We start from the raw sequence: 16991 nt of genomic DNA, 5'->3' as shown, positions 1-16991 counted from the left end.
TTGTTGGGTGATCAGATGGGCTTGCGGGACGTGGCGACGGCCGCAGCGGCGACCAGCGCGAAGGAACCGGCGACCCACAGGACGCCGGTGGCGGCGACGCCGTCGACTGTGGCGCCGCCGATCAGGGCGCCCAGGGCAATGGACAGGTTGAAAGCGGCGACGAACAGGGAGGAGGCGGCTTCGCCCGCGCCAGGGGCGGCCTTGAGCATCCAGGTCTGCAGACTCACCGACACCCCGCCGTAGACCAGCCCCCAGGCGACCAGCAGCGCGGACGCGGTCATGGGATCGGTGCCGAGCAGGGCGAACAGCGCCGTCACGGCCGCGAGGCCGGCGCAGATCGCCAGGAGAGTGCCGCGCAGGTGCGCCGCCACCCGCGAGCCGGCCGCGAAGTTGCCCGCGATGCCCGCGATGCCGTACGCCATCAGCAGGCCGCCGATGAGGGCGTCGTCCACCCCGGCCGTCTCGCGCAGCACCGGACGGACGAAGGCGTACGCGGCGAAGTGCCCGGTGATCAGCAGGAACGTGACGAGCACGCCGATCCGCACGCCGGTGTTGCGCCGCAGCAGCCCCGGCAGTTCCCGGAAGGAGAGCGCGCTCTGGGACGGCAGCGGCGGCACGAGGACGAGCAGGGCGGCCAACGCGGCGAGCCCGAGGATCCCGACCGCGGCGAACGCGGTGCGCCATCCGCCGAGGTCGCCGATCAGCGTTCCGGCCGGGATGCCGGCGACGGAGGCGCTGGAGACCCCGCCGAACACGATCGCCGTGGCCCGGGGGACGTGCTCGGCGGGCACCAGCCGTACCGCAAGACCGCCCGCGATGGCCCAGAAGCCGCCGACGCTCACGCCGATGGCCAGGCGCGCCATCAGCAGGACGGCGAAGTGCGGTGCCGCGGCGCAGACCAGATTGGCGGCCGACATGAGGCCGACCAGCGCCGCCAGCAGGACCCGCCGGTCCACCCTGGCGGCGACAATGGTGACGACGGGCGCCGACGCGGCGGCGACCAGGCCAGGCACGGTCAGCATCAACCCCGCCGTCCCGTCGGAGACTGCGAGGTCGGAACCGATCGGTGTGAGCAGTCCCACGGGCAGCAGTTCGGACGTCATCAGCGCGAAGATGCCGAGCGCCACCGCCAGGACCGCCGGCCACGTCCGGTTGAGCGACCACGGTCTACCCCTAATCTGACTAGGAAACATCCAGAATTTCTCCCGTGAAAAGCCCTCTCCGGGGAGAGGGCGGTCTTCAGGTGAGTGTGTTGGTCAGTCCGTGGCGGGTCTGCCCGGGAACGGCGGGGAAGCGCTCCTCCACCGTCGACTTGAGATCGGCGAGGGTCCGCCCGGCCAGCTCCCGCCGCCAGCTCAGCTCCGCCTGGCGCATTGTCTGGGAGATCACGCAGGTCTTCCGGTAATCGACCCCGGGTACGCCGCCGGGGCCCCGCCGGAGGATCTCGGCGCACTCGAACGCCTCCTGCGGACCCTCGATCGCCGCCACCACGTCCAGCACCGTGATCTTTCCGGGGGCGCGCGCCAGCCGAAAGCCGCCCCGCGGCCCGGGCGAGGAGACGAGGATCCCCGCTCGCACCAGCGCCTGCAACTGCTTGTTGAGGTAGGCAGGCGGCAGTTCGTAGAAGCCGGCCAGCGTCGAGGTGGGCACCGCGCGATCCTCCTCCACCCATGCCAGGTTCAGTCCACCGGCCGCGACTCGGACCGCAGCGGCGCGACAGCGGCAGGTCTTCAGGCGGCCAGGCCATGGGTGGTTAAGTCGATTTGGAGAAGTCCCGGCCGCTGCCGTGGCCGTATCGACGGTCCCGTGCTTGTCCTATGGCCTCGCGTCATCACTGCGGCGACCTTGCGACCTGCGACTCAGGAGGTCACCGGCTGAGCTTCCGCACGCAGCGGCACCAGCGCTGCGGACCAGGCGATGATCTCCTCCAGCATCCGGGTCAGCGTCTCGGCGTGATGCGGGGCAGGAGTGCAAGTGCCCGGATCGGTGGGGTCGGTCGGATCGGTGAAGGTGAAGTCAGTGAACATCGACAGCGCGACCTGGGTGGGCACATCGGCGACCTTCAGCTCGCCCATGACCTGACGTAGCTGCTCCACCGCACGAATTCCGCCGCTGGTGCCGTAGCCGACGAACCCGGCGACCTTGTGCTGCCATTCGGCAAACAGATAGTCCAGGGCGTTCTTCAGCGCGGCGGGGAAGGAGTGGTTGTACTCGGGGGTGACGAACACGAACGCGTCGAACGCCGCGACCGCCTGGGACCAGCGGCGAGTATGGGACTGGGCGTAAGCGCCGAAGGCGGCCGGGACCGGTTCGTCCAGCAGCGGCAGATCGAAGTCGGCCACATTCAGGATGTCGATGCTGGCACGGCCGCCGGCGACGGCCGGGGAGGCGGCGGCCGTGTCAAGGGCCCAGCGGGCCGCGGCGGTGCCGCGGCGTCCGGGGCGGGTGCTGCCGACGACGAGAGCGATGCGGATCATCAGGGTCTCCTTGGGGAAGTGGTGGAGCGGCCTCACCGGGACTGGTAGGCCCCAGCCGGTTCCAGGTGGGTCACGGTCGGCGGCTGGGTGCAGATCCCGTTCAGCGCGGCCCGGTAGCGCTGGAAGGAAGGCAAGTGGTGATGGGCGGCCTCGGCCGGGCCACCGTCGGACTCGATGATGGCCAGGAACTGGCAGGTGCCCTCCAGGCGGAAGGTCTCATAGCGCAGCCGTGGCGGTCGGCTGCGCTCCAGGTCCGCATAGACCTGTCGCAGCAGCTCGATGCTGTGGTCGACCAGTTCCGGTTGAACGGTGTAGCGGATCATCACGCGCATGCGGGCTCCCGGTGGCACGGCGGTACAGGCCAATTTCGTCAGACAAGCTGTCTTTAGCCGGACATGCTGTCTTCCATCGGACGTGCTGTCAAGCGAAGCGGTAGGGTCATGGCATGCCTGTCACCCGTAAGTACGAGCAGCGGCTGCGGGCCAAGGCCGCCGACCAGACCCGGCGGCGCATCCTGGACGCCGTCTACCAGCGCCTCGTCGAGGCACCCTCCGAGCAGGTCAGCATGGACAAGGTCGCCAAGCTCGCGGAGGTGTCCCGCTCGACGATCTACACCGTCTTCGGATCACGCGCGGGCCTGTTCGATGCGCTCGGTATGGACCTGCTCCACCGCGGCGGCTTCACCGACATGGTCGCCGCCGTCCTGCAACCCGACGCCCGGCGCGGGCTCCGCGACGGGATCACCGGCAACGTGCACATGTACGCCGCGCACCGCGACGTGCTACGCGCCCTGTTCTCCATGGCGCAAATCGACGCTGACGCCGTCGGCGACAGCATCCGCCGCCTGGAAGACGGCCGCGCCCAGGGCATGAACGACCTAGCCCAGCGACTCCACGACCAAGGCGCGCTCCGCGACGAGGTCACCATCGAGCAGACTGCTCACCTGCTATGGCTCCACACCAGCTTCGACGCCTTCGACCTACTGTTCACCAGACGATCACTGCCCGCCGACACCGTCGCCACCCTGCTGGCCGACGCCGCCGAGCACGCCCTGTGCCGCCCCGCGTAACACCACCCAGCGCTACAACCGCGGCCGCCGCAAACTCGACTCTCACGCCGCCTACCGCATGGCCGCCATCCTCGGCGGCGGCGCCTGATGACCGGCGACACCCCAGCCTTGCGCGGCCGCCCCACCGCGACCACCGGAGCGCGCCCTGCAATCGGTTCCGTCTCGGCCTCAACGTCGACCAGACTGTAGGGCCGTTGCCGAAGGAGCACTACACAATCGTGGCCAACTTGAAGATCGAGCCGTTGGAACTGCGCCGCATGGTGGAGGCGGGAAGGCCCTACCGGGAGATCGCCGGGCACTTCGACGTCAGCATCAGTGGTGTGCAGCAGGCCGTAGAACGGATCGGCCTCCAGAAGAAGAGCCTGAGCCATAAGGACTTCTTGCCATGGACTCTGGCCAAACAGCACCGCCACTCCGGTCCTGCCACCAACCTGCGGGTGCTGAGCAATGTGGCGCAAGGCAAGGCCGTCCTTGAGGTGAAATTGAACACGGCGCTCAGGTGGGCCGCTCGGCTGTGCCGTGAAGGTCTAGACATCGACTACAGCTCTGACACCGGCTTCTTCGAGAGGCGCGCCATCGGCGAGCGCTGGCACATTGCGATGGTCCTCGACACGGTAGACCGGGCAAGCGCCTCAGCGACGGCGCGCCTCACGCCGAGTGACCTGGCCCGATGACCGGCGTGCACGAGGCCCTGGCCGTCATCGCCGCCTCCGCCCGCGCGGCCTACGCCGGCGGCGCACACCTGCGAGTGCGTTCCTCGGGAATCGTCCATCAGGTCGCGATGACCCGCTGGCTGGGCGGTCAGCTCATGCCCGGCCCGGCGTGCATGGTCGGCGTCAGCGGCTGGGACCCCGGCGCCGCCCATCCCGACCGCGGCGAGGTAACCTGCCGGCGCTGCCTGAAGCTTCACCGGGACGAGTCCCCCACCGACCAGATGGAGCTGTTCGCCCTGTCCGGCGCGGACGACGAGCCAGAGCCGGAGCAGCTCACCGCCTGGTAGCAATAGCGGCGTGGCGGCTGCGTGAAGACCGGGCTCTCCCGGCTTTTGGGATGCCCATGTACGTGCGATCTCGCAAGAAGGCCCTGGCCCACCCCAGTACGACAGCCGAAACGAAAGGCCGCTCGGTCGCCCATCACCTCGATTCCTTCGCGGCCGCGTATTCGGTGGCGGCGGCTGCGCCCGCGCGGGTCGCACCGAGCCTGGTGGTGATCGCCATCGCCTCCTCGGCGCACTTCGTCGCCTTTTCGGTCGCGCCGAGCAGGCGCCACGCGCGGGCCAGGTTGGCGAGAGCGTCTGCTTCGGTCCTCCGGAAGCGGGCCTGGCGCGCGCGTTCGACGCTTCGCTCCAGCAGATCCACCGCCTCCTCCAGACGGCCGAGGTCGGTGTAGATCATGCCGAGCCGCTCCAGCGCGGTGCACGCGTTGTAGTCGTCGCCGGTCTCGTCATACCAGGCCAAGCCTTCTTGGGTGCAGCGGATGGCTTCGTCGTACTGGCCGAGCTCATGGTGCGCCCAGCCCATGGCTCTGATGGCGAACACCTCGCCGACGACGGCGCCAATCTGCCCGGCCACCGCCTTCTGCTGCTCGAAGCACGCGATCGCCTCCTGCGGGCGGTTCTGTATCAGATAGGTGTAGCCGAGGTTGCCCAGCGCGCGTTGCTCGCCGAACCGGTCGGCGATCTCCCGGCAGATGGACAGCTCCGTCACCTGGTGCGCTTCGGCCTCTTCCAGACGCCCGATTTCCCTGAGCGCGAGGCTGATGCTGCCGTTGGCGTAGGCCTCCGAACGCCGGTCACCCAGCCGCCTGGTCAGCGGGATGGCCTGCTGGTGGAGTTCGACGTTGTCGTAGAAGTAGCCGTCGACGTTGAAGAACCAGTGCAACGCCAGGGTCAGCCCGAGACCGAGGCGGGCATGCTCGTCCGGGCCGTGCCATGACTGCCGGACGACAGCCATGATGTTGCTCCGCTCCGCCTCCAGCCAGCGGTGGGCCTCCTCCGAGCCCGTGAACCGGTGCGGCGTCGCGGGCACGTCCGGGACGGGGAAGTGGGTGCGGCCCGGGTAGACCAGGTGGGTCGCGGTGCGGACGGTGGCGAGGTAGTGACCGAGCAGCCGGGTGATCGCAGCGGTGGCCTCGCTCGCAGGAATCATCTCGGTGGCCAGTTCGTGGCTGAACAGCCGGATCAGGTCGTGCATGTGGTAGCGGTCGGGTCCTGTCGGCTCGACCAGGTGAGCGTCCAGCAGACGCTCGATCATCCGCTCGGCCTCGATCGCCGGGGTGCCGGTCAGCGACGCCACGACGGTGGCGTCGAGGTCGGTGACCGGCGTCAGCCCGATCGCGCGCAGCGCTCGCGCGGCCGCCTGGTCACTGGGATCCTGGCTGCGATGCAGGACGGTGTGACTCAACGCGAGGCTGCTGCGGACGGCGAGGTCGCCGGCGGCGAGTTCGGTGAGCCGGTGCCGCTCGTCTGCCAGGCGGTCCACCAAGTGCTGGATGCTCCAGTTCGGCCGAGTCTTGAGCCGGGAGGCGGCGACGTGCAGTGCCAGGGGCAGGTGGTCGCACAGCGCGGCCAGGCGGGCGGTGGCCGACGGGTCGGCCACCGCCCGGGTGTCTCCAATGAGGTGGGCGAGCATCGCCCGGGAGGCGTCCGGAGTGAGCGGGTTCAGGTGGAGATGAGCGACGCCGTTCAGGGTGGTCAGGCCCGTGCGACTGGTGAGGAGCACGGCCGTGCCGGACGCAGCCGGCAGCAGGGGACGTACCTGTGCCGCGCTCGCGGCGTTGTCCAGCACGATCACCATCCGCCGGTCGGCCACCAGGCTGCGGAACACCGCTGCCGCTTCCTCGACATCGGACGGCACGTCGGCGGACGCGACGCCAAGCGCGCGCAGGAACCGGCCCAGCACCTCGCAGGGCGTGAGCGGCTCCATGTCGGACGTCGCACCGCGCAGGTTCACATACAACTGTCCATCGGGGAAGCGGGCGGAACAAAGGTGCGCGGCCCGCACCGCCAGCGCCGACTTACCCGCACCGGGCGGGCCGTGAATGACCACCATGGGACCTGTGCCGGCTTTCTGGGCTGCTTCCAGCACTTCGCCCAGCATGGCGAGCTCGCCCTCGCGGCCGACGAACGTGGCGACGTCCAGCGGTAGCTGCCGTGGGCTGACGGCAACCTCCACCTGAGCCTGGGCGATGACGACGCCGGCCGACGGGGTCAGTGCCGGGTCCGACCGGAGAATCCGGCTCTGCAGAGTCTGCAGCGGAGCACTCGGCTCGATGCCGATCTCCTCGACCAACCTGTCACGCAGACGCTGGTAGGCGGCGAGCGCGTCCGCCTGTCGGCCGTCCTGATAGAGCGCGAGCATCAACTGCCCCCACATCCGCTCCCGCAAGGGGTGCTGGACAATCAGGCTCTGCAGCTCTCCGACGACCTCGGTGTGCCGCCCCAGGGCGAGCCGCGCGTCGAAAAGCTCCTCCACCGCCGCCAGCCGCTGTTCTTCCAGCCGCTGCGAGGTGGCGACGAGCACAGCGCCCGTGAGCGGAACGTTTTCCAACGCCGACCCCCGCCACAGGCCCAACGCCTCTTCCAGCCGGCCCGCCGCCGCTCGCAGATCTCCCCGCCGACGGTCGCCGACGCTGTCGGCGACCAGCCGCTCGAACGTCAGCATGTCCAGGCACTCCGGCTGTACGTCGATCACGTACCCGCGGGGATCGGTGGTGATCGGCGCCATCGCCGGGTCCGCCGGTGACAGCAGACGGCGCAGCGACCATGTATACGTCCGCAGATTCGACACGGCCGACTCCGGCGGGTGGGCGCCCCACAAGCCGTCCATCAGACTCTCTACCGAAACCAGCGTATTGGCCCTGGCCAAAAGAGTGGCAAGCAGGAGACGCAGTTTCGGGCGGCCGATTTTTACCTCGCTGCCGTCGGCGATGGTCACACCTAACGGCCCAAGCAGGCGGAACTGCAATCCACGCTCTCCTCTCCCGAAGAAGACCAGCGTAACCGCCTCGACTGTGGTGAAAGGTCTTCGATGTGAGCGTGTCAGAGGAGACGCGGGCCAGTAACCGGCGCGCCATCAGCTATGAATTTCCCTCTCACATCTAGCCGACTTGCGCGGTGTATCGACGTTAGAGCGTGAGTGTAACGTCTATCGCTACGTTGAGCAGGACCCGAATCAGTAATACATTCTCTGCCGCGAAAGGAGTATCAGATGCGCAAATCCGCTCATTCGGCGATCGCTGGTCTCTCCGTCGATCTACGGTGATCGCGGTCAATCTGCTCGACATCACCGCGTCGACCTCGCTGTACCTCATCCCTCCGGATTCGTTAATCCTGGGCGTGGCTGGACCGTGCCTACCGACTCTTTCTGAGTGGGACATCCGCAAAAGCCATCTGCCATAGACAGGAATTCACTCGCAAGTTCATAAAGAGTGAAGGAGTTCTCCGCTATGCGCATCAAAAGTCTCGCACTAGCTGCAGCCTCCATGACCGCCCTGGCTGCCTCGATCGTCATCGGCCCCTCCGCGCAAGCCGCCGCCGCGCCTACCTGTACTGGCTATGCGAACACCCCGGCGTACTCGTCGCCCTCGGTGACCGCCTACGGGGGCGCCACCTGCACTGGTAGCGTCTACGAGCTGGAAGTCTGGGTCAGCCTCAAGAGAGACGGCAGCTTCGTCGGAGACATTGGGCTCTGCAACAGGAATAACACCACTTCCTGCGCCGCAAACACTTCCTCCAACAACATCTCCGGGAACCAGGTGTGGTGCAGTTACGTTGAGACCAGCTATAGGGTCACCCCAACGGCCGATGTTCGCTACGCTTCGGATGTCCAGAAATGCGAGAGCAGCTCCTGGATTGCCAAACCTAAGTAGCGGTGATCTAGCCCAGTAAAGTATCAGGTCGAAATTAAGCGGAATAACGGGCAGGATCGGCAAGTCGTCGGATCGGTCAAGTCGACCTGAACTCCTCCTTATGGCCGACATCCCCTTAAGGCGCAATCCCCTGGATTCGCACCTTAAGGGGATGTCGGCCTAAATCTTCGCTATTTAAGTGTGTGACTCAACAGCAAAAAGTCCTGGCCGTCATCGCCGACTCCGCACGCGCGGCCTACGCCGGTGGCGCGCACCTACGGATGACCCGCTGGTTGGGCGGCGAGCTCATACCCGGCCCGGGCGCAGGTCGCGCAGCGGCGCGGTCAGCACATGAGGCTCGGGTTCGCGCTCCAGCCGGTGCGCCGCGCGATCCTCGCCCGCCGCGCCGAAGGCCAGTCCCTGCGCGAAATCGCCCGCGGTGTCGGCGTCAGCCTCGCCGTCGTGCATGCCGAGGTGAAGGCCGCCGAAACCGGCACCTAGCACCAGCCCTAACCACGAAGCCCACCGAGCCATATCTGCCCGATTTTCGGCGGATGCTACGACGACCCCCTTCCGTGTGATCAAACGCGGAGCGCTGGTGCGCCGAGCCAAGTGCGGAGGGCTTGCTCGGCGGGCGCGGGGCTGGTGGTGCCGTTGGTGGCCCATGCGACGTAACCGTCGGGACGTACCAGCATCGAAGGACCTGACGTCGTCGCCATGATCACCTTGATGCGATCCGCCCATCTGTCTCCCAGCGCCCGCAGGTCGTGGTCGTCCTCGTGTGTCACCAGCAGCGCCTGGCCGGTGCGGCAGTGCTCAGCCAGGTGGGTACCGTCCGGCAGGGGCAGGTCCGGCGCCGGGTGCCCGACCAAGGGATGATCGCCGGGGAGATCGTAGCCCCGTCCAATGCCTGAGATCTGCTTGAGCACGTACGTCGCCCCACAGGTGGTGTCCAGCAGTTCGCTCGTCACCTTGCGCAGTGCCGCGGTGCGGGTGTCGGCCCGGCCAAGAGCGGTCTGGGCGTCGCTCCAGCCCTGCACCCACGCGCCGATGGGGTGCCGCTCGGCCGAGTAGGTGTCCAGCAGGTCAGCCGGAGCCCATCCTCGCACCGTGGCCGCGAGCTTCCAGCCGAGGTTCATCGCGTCGCCGATGCCCAGGTTGAGACCCTGCCCGCCGGCCGGGGAGTGGATGTGCGCGGCGTCGCCGGCCAGCAGCACCCGGCCTCGCCGGTAAGTTGCGACCTGCCGGGTGGCGTCGGTGTAGCGGGTGCCCACGACCACCTTGGTGATCTCGACGTCGACGCCGGACAAGCGCAGCAGGCTGGCTCGGATTTCCTCGGCGGTCACCGGCGTGTTCCTGTCTTCGACCTGCCCGTACTCCACGGTGTGGATCCGCCGGGTACGGGCCCGTGAACGTAGGAGCCCTCTGCTGTACGGACCCAGTCGCCGAGCGGGAGCCGGGTCGGGTCGGTGAGCTCGACCATCGCCTGGCGGCCGAGGAACTCGGCGTCGGTGCCCGGGAACGCAAACCCCGCCCCGGCAGCCTGCGCTGGATGGAGACCTGGCTGACCGCCGTCGACGGCCTGGGGCTGGACGCCGACGAGATGCTCACCGCCATCGAGACCTTGCGGCTCTTCATCACCGGAGCCGTGCTGGGGGAACTGGCCGCGCGAGTTGCGGGCCTGGACATGGACCGCTGGATGGCCGGGCAAGGGTCCTACGGAGACGCCATCGTGAGAGGCGACCGCTATCCACGGGTCGCCCGCATCATGCGCGAGGCCAAGGGGCCGCACGCCCGCGACCGGGCTGAACGGACATTCGCCAAGGGTGTCGAGCGCATCCTGGACGGCATCGTCACCGGCTGACGGCAGTCGGCGAAGGCGCTGCCGATTCAGGGGCGAGCGTTGGTCGATCTCTCCGTTGCCGAAAGAACGCCCCCGGGTAGAGCGAGGTTGTCGACGAAGGCCTCGGCGGGCAGCAACGGATGGGCCGCTCGCCGAGGCCTTCGCCCGGCACAGCGAGGGCGGCCCGCCCCGCGGACGCGAAGACCTCGCGGGGCTTCTGAGGACGGTCCCGCGAGGTCTTTGACCGGCGATCCGTCCGGGCCGCTCGGCGCGTTGCCGAACAACTCGCCGACCTGTTGAGCTTTCGCCGCATCGCCGATGTTCTGCCCTACCGTCGGTCCTCGAACGCCCTCGAACGCCACGTCATGCTCGACGGCGTCTCACGCGGGCCCCGGGTCTGCCCCCCGGGGCCCGCCAGGTTGCCGAGCGGCGATTGCCGGATTGCGCTTATAGGATCAAGCACGGCCGCCTGCGGCCACCAGTTGCCGAAAGATTCCTAGCACCCGGCCCTGCTAGACCTAGCACCCCCGCTAGCACCCGATCACGGGCCCGGCCAGGCATCTAGCGGCCTAGCACCCGATCTCGCCAGGCCCCGGAAACGGCCCCTGAACCGCTCTTCGGCGCACCCCCTCTAAGACCGCTAGGCCCCAGCCCACAGCCCTTCCACGCCCTCTAGAGCCCCCTCTAGGCTTAGACCCGCCCGCCTCTAGACCTAGACCCCTCACGATCCCCAGAGCCTCACACCGAGGCATTTCCAGTGATGGCCATTGCTGCGCAAGCTGCTTACGCGAAGGAGGCGCGCATCGACAAAACTTGATGTGGACGGGGTTTCGAGGACGGCGCAGTCGAAGGCGACAGGCCAGGTATCGGTGTGGATGGCGATAGCCAAGGGGGTACGGGCAGGTCCGGAGTTTTTCGTGGACTCGTGCGTATCGGGCAAGTCCAAGCTCCGGCCCGGCGATCTGCCCGCCCCGAGCAGCTCCAACTGGAAGTAGCCGGCAATGAGTGAGACATCGCCGAGCAAGCCGAGATGGTCACGGCGGATGTGGCTGGCCGCTCGGGCTGCCGCGGTCGTTCTGGGAGCGGTGCTGCTGGTGGCGTTCTCGCTCACTGATTTCGTGGCCTGGGCAGAGTCCCCTCAAGGGCTTGGGCAGCCAGGCCAAGCGTGGGTGGTGGCGCTCGGGCTGGCCGTCTCCCCGGTCGTGTTGGCCCTGAAGGTCGGAGACGGGTGGCGGCGTGATCGTCTTTGGCGGCGACGTCCTTGGGGGGCGTTCGTCGCCGCATGGATGATCATCGTTATCGGCGCCGTCGCCCAGTGGGAGGTCGGCCGTCTGTGGCCGGAGATTCTCCTCAGGCCCGTAACGCTGGCCATCATGCTCGTGATCATCGGCCCGGAGAGCATGCGCCGTCATTTGGTCACTGTCATCCGCCGGGTGCTGGCGGCGCCCATCTGGATTATGGGCTGGGCGTTGGACACCAGCGACTCTCCCTACCGCAAGAAGCTCTCAGGAGTGATCGTGCTGGCAGGGTATCTGTCCTGGGTTGCCGGGCGATTCTTCGACGCAGCGTTTGCTGACTTGACCGGGTACTTCACGTCGATGTCGACCAGCAACGACGTCTGGTCGTGCATCTATCTACCGCCGAAGCTGTCCAGCCAGGTGGGGACACCGCTGTGGCTACACGTGGCTTTCTCGGCGACACTGCTCGTTCTTGTGCTGTGGGCGTTCGGACTATTGGTCGCCACTCGAGTGCTCCTGTGCGTGTACGTGGGCGTGGTCGTTGTCTGGAACGCTTGCCAGGCAGCGCGCCTGGGCGGCGTAAGGGCCTACACAGCATCAATTTCGGACATCGACGACATCTGGCAGCGCATCTATCTACCGCCGAAGCTGTCCAGCGAGATGGGGACACCGCTGTGGTTGCACATCGCGTTCTCGGCGACTCTGCTCTTCGTTGTACTGGTGGTGTTCTTGCAGGTGGGTGGGTGGATCCTTATCCAGTTCGTGAAGCAGGAGCGCTATGGGTACCCGACCGCTTCCGACAGGTAACCGAACAGAATCGGCGCTCGCCGAGCTCGTCGCCCAGGCTCACACCACCGGCGCCGACCTCACCGGCGAGGCCGTCGCCGAGTTGCTCCGCCGGGCCGTGACCCCGAGGCCCGCACCACTCCGGCCCCGCTCCCCCACCCGGCGGACGAGTCGGACGAGGACCCGTCGGCCCGGGAAGGCCGGCGGATGGTCGAGGCGACGGCAGACAGCGCGGCCGCGCTCGGAATGATCTGCCTGGAGATCGCTCCCGCCTACATGTCGGAGGCCGAGGCATCCCCGATCCTCGCCCTCTACGCCGAGGAGATCGGCCTGCGCCTGGACGACGTGCTCGCCCGGCGGCGCTACGCCATCACCGGCGACCGGCGATGCCTGAAACGCCTTGGGCTGAGGCCGTAACGATCGCCCACTGCGGTACCCGCCGCTCATGAAGGAGAGTCATGGCCTTCGCCGCTCACAACGATCCGCAGTGGCAGGCTCAGGCACTGGACGCGCTGGCCGAGATCCAACGGCTCTGACCGGATCCGCGGCCCCCGGCTCCCCTTGCCGATCCGCACGCTCCGCAGGTTCCGGGCGCGGGCAGCATGGACCGGCGCCGCCCGGGCGGTTACGGTGCAAGGGTCCGACTGCACGGCAGTACGTCCGAGGCCGTGGTGTACCAAGCCCCTGTGCAAGGAGGACCCCCGATGTGCGGCATCGCCGGATGGGTCGGCTTCGACCGCGACCTCACCGCTGAACGCGCCACCGCCCAGGCCATGACCGAGACCATGAGCTGCCGCGGACCCGACGACGCGGGCCTGTGGCTGGAACCGCACGCCGCGCTCGGCAACCGCAGGCTCGCGGTCATCGACGTCGAAGGCGGGCACATGCCCATGACGGCCGCGGACGACGCCGTCGTCATCACCTACAGCGGCGAGGTCTACAACTTCCGCGAGCTGCGGGCCGAGCTGGAGGCCAAAGGGCACCGGTTCACCACCAGGAGCGACACCGAGGTCGTCCTGCGCGGCTATCTCCAGTGGGGCGAGGGCGTCGCCGATCGGCTCAACGGCATGTACGCCTTCGCGGTGTGGGACGCGCGCCGGCAGGAGCTGCTGCTGGTGCGCGACCGCATGGGCATCAAGCCGCTGTACTACTACCCGCTGCCGGGCGGGGTGCTGTTCGGCTCCGAGCCCAAGGCGATCCTGGCCAACCCCCTCGCCGAGCCGGTGGTGGACGCCGACGGGCTGCGCGAGCTGCTCACCCTGGCCCGCACGCCCTGGCAGGCGGTCTTCAAAGGCATGCGCGAGCTGCGGCCGGGCCACCTGCTGCGCGTGCGCCGGGAGGGGCCGTCCCCGCGCCGGTACTGGGCCCTTTCCGCCCGCGAGCACACCGACGACCTCGACACCACCGTCGGCACGGTGCGCGAGCTGCTGGAGGACATCGTCAGCCGCCAGCTCGTCTCCGACGTGCCGCTGTGCAGCCTCCTGTCGGGCGGCCTGGACTCCAGCACCATCACGGCGCTGGCCGCCAGGCGCGGGCCGATCCGCTCCTTCGCCGTCGAATTCGCCGGGTACACCGAGAGGTTCCAACCGGATGAGTTCCGCGGCGACCCCGACGCGCCGTTCGTACGGGAACTCGCCGGACATGTCGCGTCCGACCACACCGACATCAGCCTCGGCACCGAGGAACTGGCCGATCCGCGGCTGCGGGCGGCGGTGGTGCGCGCCTGGGACGTGCCGCACTTCCTCGGCGACATGAACTCCTCGCTGTACATGCTGTTCCGGGCGGTCCGCGAGCACTCCACCGTGGCCCTGTCCGGCGAGTCGGCCGACGAGGTGTTCGGCGGATACCCCTGGTTCCACGTGCCGCAGGCGGTGGAATCCGGCACCTTCCCGTGGCTGGCCATGGTGATGCGCGAGCACCACCCGGCCGACCTGTTCGACAAGGCGCTGCTCGACCGGCTCGACATGCCGTCCTTCACCGCCGACGGCTACCACGCGGCGCTGGCCGAGGTGCCCCACGTGCCGGGGCAGGACGGCCGCGAGCGGCGGATGCGGGAGATCTGCTACCTGAACCTGACGCGGTTCCTGCCGGTGCTGCTCGACCGCAAGGACCGGATGAGCATGGCGGTCGGGCTGGAGGTGCGGGTACCGTTCTGCGACCACCGCCTGGTGGACTACGTGTTCAACACGCCCTGGGCGATGAAGACGTTCGACGGCAGGGAGAAGAGCCTGCTGCGCGCCGCCGCCGCCGACCTGCTGCCCCCGTCGATCCTGCGGCGCGTCAAGAGCCCCTACCCGGCGACCCAGGACGTGGCCTACGAGCAGGCGCTGCGCGACCAACTGCGCGACCTCGCCACCGCCGGGGACGCGCCCGTCCTGCGGCTGCTCGACCCGGGCGCCGTACAGGAGGCGACGGCGGCCCCCGCCGGGAAGGTGAGCACCACGATGACCCGTTTCGCGCTGGAGCTCGCCCTCGACCTGAACATGTGGCTGGAGTCCTACGGGGTGCGCCTGGAGATCTGACGAGTGTGATCACCTGTGGTCGGGAATCCTCAGGGGACATTGGGGGTATATACCCCTACTGCGCCGCATCACGAGGTCCTACATGGTCTTCTGTGTGAAGAAGATGATGACGGTGATGGCGGGGGGCCGGCTGACCACCGCGGCAGTGTCGACCGGGTGCGGGTTGCAGAACATCACGCAGGCGACTGATCAAGCGACCCTCGATTACAAGGTGCAGGAGAAGGTGGCCGGCCTGGTCGTGGTGGCGGCGCGGGCGACACCGTGATCAGCCAGGCGGACGGCGGTGTCGTCAAAGTGAGGGAGACCCTCCGCTGGTCGTCGGGCAAGCCCACCTGGTCGAGGCGGTCGAGTCCGGGCTTCTCGCGATGGCCGACCTGGACCTGGCGGTGGGCATGGTCCTGCGGACGAAGTTCGAGCTGGGGCTGTTCGAGCGGCCCTACATCGACCTGGACGCGGTGCCGGAGACTCTCGACTCCGCGCAGACCCGCGGTCTGGCTCGCGAGATCGCCGAGCGGTCGGTCGTCCTGCTCCGCAACGAGCCCGTCAAAGGCGTTCCCCTCCTCCCCCTCGACCCGGGCACCGCGACGATCGCGGTGATCGGCCCGAACGCCGACCGTCTGCTGGGACAGCTCGGCAACTACAGCTACCCGGTGCTCGACAGCATGGCCAAGCGGTTCGCGCTCGCCGCAGACCCGGCGGCTCGCGCGGACGAGGCCGCCGAATTCGGCGGCTCGACGGGAGCGGACCAAGCCCGCCTGATGGTGGAGTCCGTACCGGTGGTCACGTTTCTCGACGGGATCCGCGACCGGGCCCGCGGTGCGACGGTGCTGTACCAGCCCGGATGTCGCGTGCAGGACGAGGACCGCTCGGGCATCCCCGCGGCCGTCGAAGCGGCGAGGTCCGCGGACGTCGCCGTGGTCGTCGTCGGGGACCAATCGGGTATCAACGCTTTCGGCACCATCGGTGAGGGCCTGGACAGCGCCACGTGCGAGCTGCCCGGCGTGCAGCGAGAACTGGTCGAGGCGGTACTGGCCACAGGCACGCCGACCGTCGTCGTGCTGAGCCACGGCCGGCCCTACTCGCTGCGCTGGATGGCCGACTCCGTTCCCGCGATCGTGACGAGCTGGTTCGGCGGAGAGGAGGCCGGCAGTGCCGTCGCCGCCGTGCTCTTCGGCGACGTCAATCCCGCAGGGCGGCTGCCCGTCTCGTTCCTCGACTTCGGCGGTAGCGCGCCCCTGCCCTACCGGCGAGCGGCGCAGACGCCCGCGTACATCGAGGGACGCGCGGGGGCCACATTCCCGTTCGGGAATGGTCTGAGCTACACGACCTTCGCTTACCGTGACGTCGAGATCGACCGGCCGGACGTACCGACCGACGGTGAGGTCGAGCTGTCGTTCACGGTGGTGAACGTCGGAGATCGTGCCGGTGACGAGGTCGTCCAGGTGTACGGGCAGGACATGATCGCACGGACCGTGCGGCCCCGGCGCAAGCTGGTCGCGTTCCGGCGGGTGTCGCTGGAAGCCGGCGCCGCGGTGCGGGTCACGGCGACGGTACCCGCGAGCATGTTCGCGCTGTGGGACCTTGACGAGGGCCGGCTCGTCGAGCCCGGGAAGATCAAGTTCTTCATCGGCGGGTCGTCCGCGCAGATACACCTGCGCACGTCGATCACGCTCACCGGTGGCGTTCACCGGACGGGCCCAGGCCGCGCTCTTACGAGTTCGGTGTCGGCGATCCCGGTCGCCCCCGACGCCGAGTCGGCCACACGGAGCGCGGCCGCGCGCGCCGCCGCGCTGCGGACAGCGGCTCCGCTCTCCGGCGACAACACCGTCCTGGAATGGCTCGAGCACCCGATCGGCGGCGACCTGCTACGCGCCTGCTCCAGGGAGTGGACGAAGAGACGCTCGCACCGGCGTTCGGAATGTCGCTCCAGCAGATGGCGATGTACAGCGGCGGCCGGATCGCTCCCGAGACCGTCGATCGGCTCGTCGCGGAGGCGCACGCGCAGATGACGACGCCACAGCGCGCCTAGCAACTCGCTGATCACCGAGCCGGCACCTCCACCTGAAGACAAGGTGTGACCCCAACGTCCCGCTCACCGCGCTGGCGATCGGGCTGTCCTTCCCGCTGATCGCCCCCGACCCCGCCGTCCCGCGCGGGCGCGTGTTCGACCTGCCCGGCGCGCTGACCGCCACGGTCGGCGTGACACTG

Annotated in this window: 17 protein-coding genes; 11 read left to right on the top strand and 6 right to left on the bottom strand. The window is 68.6% G+C overall.

Going from position 1 to position 16991, the window contains the following annotated elements; all coding sequences use genetic code 11:
* Positions 1-11: 11 nt before the first annotated feature.
* The 4 genes from KIK05_RS13780 to KIK05_RS13765 all read right to left on the bottom strand — a co-directional run bounded on the left by KIK05_RS13780 (position 12) and on the right by KIK05_RS13765 (position 2809).
* Complete coding sequence (locus tag KIK05_RS13780; RefSeq protein WP_250562762.1) at positions 12-1103, bottom strand: MFS transporter; 1092 nt, start codon at positions 1101-1103, stop codon at positions 12-14.
* 136 nt (positions 1104-1239) lie between these two features.
* On the bottom strand, positions 1240-1668 hold the full coding sequence (locus tag KIK05_RS13775) for an RrF2 family transcriptional regulator (RefSeq protein ID WP_308249899.1): 429 nt from the start codon (positions 1666-1668) through the stop codon (positions 1240-1242).
* A 191-nt stretch (positions 1669-1859) separates the two neighbouring features.
* Positions 1860-2477: an NADPH-dependent FMN reductase gene (locus KIK05_RS13770; protein WP_214411082.1), complete on the bottom strand. Its 618-nt coding sequence runs from the start codon at positions 2475-2477 to the stop codon at positions 1860-1862.
* Positions 2478-2509: 32 nt separating this feature from the next.
* Positions 2510-2809: an NIPSNAP family protein gene (locus KIK05_RS13765; protein ID WP_214411081.1), complete on the bottom strand. Its 300-nt coding sequence runs from the start codon at positions 2807-2809 to the stop codon at positions 2510-2512.
* A gap of 113 nt (positions 2810-2922) precedes the next feature.
* On the opposite strand from KIK05_RS13765, the gene KIK05_RS13760 reads away from it, so the two are divergent.
* From KIK05_RS13760 to KIK05_RS13750, 3 genes are all read left to right on the top strand, one after another.
* Positions 2923-3546 (top strand): TetR/AcrR family transcriptional regulator, encoded by a 624-nt coding sequence (locus tag KIK05_RS13760; protein ID WP_214411080.1) that lies wholly within the window; start codon positions 2923-2925, stop codon positions 3544-3546.
* Between the two features lie 218 nt (positions 3547-3764).
* Entirely contained in the window at positions 3765-4220 is a 456-nt protein-coding gene (locus tag KIK05_RS13755; RefSeq protein ID WP_214411079.1) for a hypothetical protein, read from the top strand.
* Positions 4217-4546 (top strand): hypothetical protein, encoded by a 330-nt coding sequence (locus tag KIK05_RS13750; RefSeq protein ID WP_214411078.1) that lies wholly within the window; start codon positions 4217-4219, stop codon positions 4544-4546. Before KIK05_RS13755 ends, KIK05_RS13750 begins: the two co-directional genes overlap by 4 nt.
* Positions 4547-4679: 133 nt before the next feature.
* Here KIK05_RS13750 and KIK05_RS13745 read toward each other — a convergent pair whose 3' ends face one another.
* The gene (locus KIK05_RS13745) at positions 4680-7481 is read right to left on the bottom strand and encodes an AfsR/SARP family transcriptional regulator (RefSeq protein WP_214411077.1); all 2802 of its coding nucleotides are present in this window, start codon (positions 7479-7481) and stop codon (positions 4680-4682) included.
* 511 nt (positions 7482-7992) lie between these two features.
* Between KIK05_RS13745 and KIK05_RS13740 the strand changes: the two genes are divergently transcribed.
* Both KIK05_RS13740 and KIK05_RS13735 read left to right on the top strand, forming a co-directional pair.
* Positions 7993-8415 carry a hypothetical protein gene (locus KIK05_RS13740; RefSeq protein WP_214411076.1) on the top strand — a complete coding sequence of 141 codons (423 nt, stop codon included), beginning with the start codon at positions 7993-7995 and terminating at the stop codon, positions 8413-8415.
* A 330-nt stretch (positions 8416-8745) separates the two neighbouring features.
* Positions 8746-8895 (top strand): helix-turn-helix domain-containing protein, encoded by a 150-nt coding sequence (locus tag KIK05_RS13735; protein ID WP_250562761.1) that lies wholly within the window; start codon positions 8746-8748, stop codon positions 8893-8895.
* Between the two features lie 80 nt (positions 8896-8975).
* Here the strand turns inward: KIK05_RS13735 and KIK05_RS13730 are convergent, their stop codons facing one another.
* Positions 8976-9776, bottom strand: a complete 801-nt coding sequence (locus tag KIK05_RS13730) for an FAD-dependent monooxygenase (RefSeq protein ID WP_372455588.1) — start codon at positions 9774-9776, stop codon at positions 8976-8978.
* 26 nt (positions 9777-9802) lie between these two features.
* Between KIK05_RS13730 and KIK05_RS13725 the strand changes: the two genes are divergently transcribed.
* The 6 genes from KIK05_RS13725 to KIK05_RS13700 all read left to right on the top strand — a co-directional run bounded on the left by KIK05_RS13725 (position 9803) and on the right by KIK05_RS13700 (position 16792).
* A complete protein-coding gene (locus KIK05_RS13725; protein ID WP_214411075.1) occupies positions 9803-10258 on the top strand; it encodes a TetR/AcrR family transcriptional regulator C-terminal domain-containing protein in 456 nt (151 codons plus the stop codon).
* A 980-nt stretch (positions 10259-11238) separates the two neighbouring features.
* On the top strand, positions 11239-12282 hold the full coding sequence (locus KIK05_RS13720; RefSeq protein ID WP_214411074.1) for a hypothetical protein: 1044 nt from the start codon (positions 11239-11241) through the stop codon (positions 12280-12282).
* Positions 12283-12468: 186 nt separating this feature from the next.
* Positions 12469-12678 carry a hypothetical protein gene (locus tag KIK05_RS13715; protein ID WP_214411073.1) on the top strand — a complete coding sequence of 70 codons (210 nt, stop codon included), beginning with the start codon at positions 12469-12471 and terminating at the stop codon, positions 12676-12678.
* Between the two features lie 287 nt (positions 12679-12965).
* Entirely contained in the window at positions 12966-14783 is a 1818-nt protein-coding gene (gene asnB / locus KIK05_RS13710) for an asparagine synthase (glutamine-hydrolyzing) (RefSeq protein ID WP_214411072.1), read from the top strand.
* Between the two features lie 94 nt (positions 14784-14877).
* The gene (locus KIK05_RS13705) at positions 14878-15048 is read left to right on the top strand and encodes a hypothetical protein (protein WP_214411071.1); all 171 of its coding nucleotides are present in this window, start codon (positions 14878-14880) and stop codon (positions 15046-15048) included.
* A gap of 100 nt (positions 15049-15148) precedes the next feature.
* Complete coding sequence (locus tag KIK05_RS13700; protein ID WP_214411070.1) at positions 15149-16792, top strand: glycoside hydrolase family 3 C-terminal domain-containing protein; 1644 nt, start codon at positions 15149-15151, stop codon at positions 16790-16792.
* Positions 16793-16991 lie beyond the last annotated feature (199 nt).

The organism is Sphaerisporangium fuscum (assembly GCF_018531465.1).
Classification (GTDB): Bacteria; Actinomycetota; Actinomycetes; order Streptosporangiales; family Streptosporangiaceae; genus Sphaerisporangium; species Sphaerisporangium fuscum.
Note: the sequence above shows the minus strand (reverse complement) of the source record. Positions and strands in the feature narration are given on the sequence as shown.

Bases quoted from the DNA above. Each gene is read 5' to 3' on its own strand.
- KIK05_RS13780 (WP_250562762.1), bottom strand. From the start codon at position 1,103: ATGACGTCCGAACTGCTGCCCGTGGGACTGCTCACACCGATCGGTTCC.
- KIK05_RS13770 (WP_214411082.1), bottom strand. From the start codon at position 2,477: ATGATCCGCATCGCTCTCGTCGTCGGCAGCACCCGCCCCGGACGCCGC.
- KIK05_RS13765 (WP_214411081.1), bottom strand. From the start codon at position 2,809: ATGCGCGTGATGATCCGCTACACCGTTCAACCGGAACTGGTCGACCAC.
- KIK05_RS13760 (WP_214411080.1), top strand. From the start codon at position 2,923: ATGCCTGTCACCCGTAAGTACGAGCAGCGGCTGCGGGCCAAGGCCGCC.
- KIK05_RS13750 (WP_214411078.1), top strand. From the start codon at position 4,217: ATGACCGGCGTGCACGAGGCCCTGGCCGTCATCGCCGCCTCCGCCCGC.
- KIK05_RS13740 (WP_214411076.1), top strand. From the start codon at position 7,993: ATGCGCATCAAAAGTCTCGCACTAGCTGCAGCCTCCATGACCGCCCTG.
- KIK05_RS13735 (WP_250562761.1), top strand. From the start codon at position 8,746: ATGAGGCTCGGGTTCGCGCTCCAGCCGGTGCGCCGCGCGATCCTCGCC.
- KIK05_RS13720 (WP_214411074.1), top strand. From the start codon at position 11,239: ATGAGTGAGACATCGCCGAGCAAGCCGAGATGGTCACGGCGGATGTGG.
- KIK05_RS13715 (WP_214411073.1), top strand. From the start codon at position 12,469: ATGGTCGAGGCGACGGCAGACAGCGCGGCCGCGCTCGGAATGATCTGC.
- asnB (WP_214411072.1), top strand. From the start codon at position 12,966: ATGTGCGGCATCGCCGGATGGGTCGGCTTCGACCGCGACCTCACCGCT.
- KIK05_RS13700 (WP_214411070.1), top strand. From the start codon at position 15,149: ATGGCCGACCTGGACCTGGCGGTGGGCATGGTCCTGCGGACGAAGTTC.